This is a genomic window from Streptomyces sp. NPDC002785 (genome assembly GCF_040295565.1).
Classification (GTDB): domain Bacteria; phylum Actinomycetota; class Actinomycetes; order Streptomycetales; family Streptomycetaceae; genus Streptomyces.
In genome coordinates this window covers 1-3792 of sequence record NZ_JBEOVN010000344.1, presented here as the reverse complement: position 1 = coordinate 3792, position 3792 = coordinate 1, and the positions used below count along the sequence as shown (strand labels likewise).

At 69.9% G+C, this 3792-nt stretch carries 2 protein-coding genes and 1 pseudogene; all 3 read left to right on the top strand.

Annotated elements, in window-relative coordinates:
* Nucleotides 1–404 precede the first annotated feature (404 nt).
* The 3 genes and pseudogenes from ABTZ94_RS36620 to ABTZ94_RS36610 all read left to right on the top strand — a co-directional run bounded on the left by ABTZ94_RS36620 (nucleotide 405) and on the right by ABTZ94_RS36610 (nucleotide 3636).
* Nucleotides 405–1940 carry a molybdopterin-dependent oxidoreductase gene (locus ABTZ94_RS36620; RefSeq protein WP_351207630.1) on the top strand — a complete coding sequence of 512 codons (1536 nt, stop codon included), beginning with the start codon at nucleotides 405–407 and terminating at the stop codon, nucleotides 1938–1940.
* Between the two features lie 172 nt (nucleotides 1941–2112).
* Nucleotides 2113–3093 (top strand): annotated as a pseudogene (locus ABTZ94_RS36615) (ADP-ribosylglycohydrolase family protein).
* Between the two features lie 99 nt (nucleotides 3094–3192).
* A complete protein-coding gene (locus ABTZ94_RS36610; protein WP_351207628.1) occupies nucleotides 3193–3636 on the top strand; it encodes an SPW repeat protein in 444 nt (147 codons plus the stop codon).
* Nucleotides 3637–3792: the final 156 nt, after the last annotated feature.

Below are 3792 nucleotides of genomic sequence, written 5' to 3'. Positions count from 1 at the left end.
CTTGCGAGTGTTGGTTTTTTTTTTTCATGTGTTGTCCACCCCCCACCCCCGCGTGCCCCGCCCGGCCCCCGGTGGGCCCCCCCGCGGGGGGGGGCCCCCCCCCCCCCCCCCCCCGCGGCCTGGGCTGATCTTCCCGGCCCCGCGGTTCCGGCGCGGCGGTCGCGGGAGGAATCCACTGGTACGTGCGACTTGGACCGACCGGCACATGGGGAGTGGCGTCGCGGGTCGCGGCAGGTATTGACCCGGAGGCGACATTGATCCATTCGGGTGAAGGGGCTAATCCTCGGGAGCTCCGGCGACGAATCCCCCGTGTGACAGAAGATCTGAACGACTCGCACCGGCTCAGGGCCTCCCGTGCCCGGCGGTCCCGCTGGGGGCGCGCCGCTCTCGCCGCGCTCAGCGGTCTGATCGCCGGGTTCTGCGCCCTGGCCGTGGCCGAACTGGTCTCGGCTGTCGTACGTCCCGAGGCGGGGCCGGTCAGGGCCGTGGGAGGAGCGGTCATCGACCGCACTCCCCCGGCCCTGAAGGACTTCGCCGTACGGAAGTTCGGCACCGACGACAAACTGGTGCTGCAGCTGGGCATCGTGGTGCTGCTGGCGGTCTTCGCCGTGGCGATCGGGATGCTTGCGCTGCGCCACCGGCGGACCGGCTCCGCGGCCGTACTGGTCTTCGGCGTGGTCGGGGCAGTGGCGGCGGTGGGGCGGCCGGAAGGCAGCCCCACGGACGCGCTGCCCTCGGTGGTGGGTGCCGTGGTGGCCGCAGAAGTGCTGTATCTCCTGGTCGGACGGCTCACGCTGACTCCCCGTCCCTCTCCCGCGGCCGGGGAGACGGGCGAGGAGGCCTACGGCACCTTCGACCGGCGCGGTTTTGTGATCGCGGCGACAGCGGCGGCGGCGGCCTCGGCCGGTGCGGGACTCCTGGGGCGGCGGCTCACGTCCTCCGTCCAGGCCGGGGCCACCGCCTCACGTCATGACCTGGTCCTCCCGGTACCCGATTCCGCCGCACCGGCTGTGTCGGCGGGCGCCGATCTGAGGATCCGGGGGCTGAGTCCCTTCATCACCCCGAACAAGGACTTCTACCGGGTGGACACGGCTCTGGTCGTACCCCGCCTCGACGCCGGCGCATGGCGGCTGAAAATCCATGGCACCGGTGTGGCGCGACCCGTCACGGTCGGCTTCGACGACCTGCTGCGCCGCGAGATCATCGAGCGCGACATCACGCTGGCCTGTGTGTCCAACGAGGTCGGCGGCCCGTACATCGGCAATGCCAGGTGGATCGGCGTGCGGCTCGCCGATCTGCTGCGCGAGGCCAGGGTGAGGCCACCGTCGAAGGGCGGGCCTGCCGACCAGATCGTGGCGCGGTCCGTCGACGGCATGACGATCGGCACACCGGTCGAGGCGGTCATGGATGGGCGCGACGCGATGCTCGCACTCGGCATGAACGGCGAGCCGCTGCCGTTCGAGCACGGCTTTCCGGTCCGGATGGTCGTTCCCGGTCTGTACGGCTACGTGTCAGCCTGCAAGTGGATCAAAGACATCGAGCTCACCACGTTCGATGCCTACGACGCCTACTGGGTGAAACAGAGCTGGTCCCAGCAGGCACCGATCAAGACCGAATCCCGGATCGACACCCCCCGCCCGTTCGCCTCCCCGAAGCCCGGCACCGTGCCGGTGGCCGGGGTCGCCTGGGCCCAGCACCGCGGTATCTCGCGGGTGGAGGTCCGGGTGGACGGCGGGCCGTGGCACCCGGCACGGCCGGCGGCCGAGGACAGCCGTGACACCTGGCGCCAGTGGGTGTGGGAGTGGCAGGCCGCATCGGGCCGTCACACCCTCGAAGTCCGTGCGACGGACGGCACCGGCGCCACTCAGACCGGCCGACGGGCCGGCACGGTGCCGAACGGTGCGACCGGCTGGCACTCGGTGGTGGTCGACGTCTCCTGAGTCCCGCCCCAGGCGGTCTCCTGGCCCATCCGCGCCCTCTCCGGACACCCCCGGTGAACGACTCCTCGGAGGCCGTCTGCGGCAATGTTCCGACAGCTAACGCCACGGTCTACCGCGTCATTTCGCTGAAACCGCGTGTACGGGAGGAGATCGCCCTCCGTACGCTGAGCGGATGAACCGTCTGAGCGTCGTGTGTCGGCAGGACCGGGTGGTGGGTGCCGTCGTCGGATCGGCGGTCGGTGACGCCCTCGGGGCGCCGTTCGAGTTCGGTCCCGCCGGTGCGTACGCGGCCCGCTTCCCGGACGGCGTCGGCACGATGTGCGGAGGTGGCGGCTGGGATCCGGGTGAGGCCACGGACGACACCCAGATGGCCGTTCTGGTCGCGGAGTCCTTGCTGGAGCAGGGCGGCCTCGACCTCCCCGACATGTTCGGCCGTTTTCGCCGGTGGGCGGCGGGCGAGCCGAAGGACATCGGCCTGCAGACCGAGGACGTCCTGACAAGCGGTGTCCCCTGGGACCTCGCGGCAGCGCTGCACTTCCAGGTCAACGGGCGCGCGGCGGGCAACGGTTCGCTGATGCGGTCCGCCGCACCGGCGGTGTACTTCGCGCGGACGGGGCGGGTGTCGACGATGGATGCCGCCCGCCGGATCGCCGCGCTGACGCATGGCGACCGGGCCGCCTGGGAGGGCACCGCCGTGTTCCACGAGCTGATCCGGGTGGCGCTGGCCGGCGACGATCCGCTCGCCGCCGTCCCGGGCGCCCTGGACCATGTGCACGAGGATCACCGCGAGCGCTGGGCCACCGTCCTCGCGCCCGGCTGGCATCCGGACGCGGCAACGGAGTTCAACGGTGCGGTGTGGCCGTGTCTGGGTACCGCGCTGTGGGCGCTGCGCACTTCTCGTACATACGAGAACGCCCTGGCCGCAGCAGTGGACGTGGGTGGGGACACGGACACGGTCGCGGCGGTGACCGGTGGTCTGGCGGGGGCGGTGTAGGGCTTCGACGCGATTCCGTCACGCTGGACGAAACCGCTGCACGTGCCGTTGCCGGGGTACGGGGACCGCGTGCTGCGGACATCCGATCTGGTGGCCCTGGCCCGGCGGCTGGACGGTGACCCACGCGGTGCGATTCCCACGGACATTCGCATACCTTGAGTCGACATATAAGGGTTAGATAAGCGCAGAATGGCCATAACAGGCTGTTCAGCGCATAAAAGCGGCGTTCAGGTCTGTAGGAGCGAAGGAGACGAGCCCATGTCAAACCTCTCGCACACCGGCCGTGACATTGCCAGTCACCCCGATGTCTCTGAAATGCGCGATCGCTATGCCCGAATGCTCGGTGGCCGTGATGTGGCCCTCGTGGACGCACCGGTGTTCCTCATCGGTCTCTACTGCGCCATCTCGCCCTGGGTGCTCAACTTCACGGCAAGTCAGCCCAGACTGGTGACGCACAACCTGATCATGGGTATCGCGATCGCCGCGCTGGGCCTCGGGTTCACCGTCATGCCGGAGCGGATGTACGGCCTGAGCTGGGCCATCTGCGCCATAGGCGCCTGGATGATCATCTCGACATGGGTCGTCGGCAGCGGCCCGGACCTCGGCGTCATCCTCAACAACGTCATCATCGGCGGACTGACCGTGCTGCTGGGATTGGTCTGTGTGGGCGTGTCGATGAAGAGCGGCAAGAAGGCGGTCTGAGACAAGGAACCCGGGGCGTGTTTCGAAAGTAGCGTCGTCCGCCCGCAGGGCGGGGCCGGGGGCGTCCGGTGCGGGCGATCGCAAGGCGGAGGGAGGAGAGCGCAGCGGGCTGCGCCGACGACCGACAACGCAGCGTGCGTGCGTGCCGGACGCCCC

Bases quoted from the DNA above. Each gene is read 5' to 3' on its own strand.
- ABTZ94_RS36610 (WP_351207628.1), top strand. From the start codon at position 3,193: ATGTCAAACCTCTCGCACACCGGCCGTGACATTGCCAGTCACCCCGAT.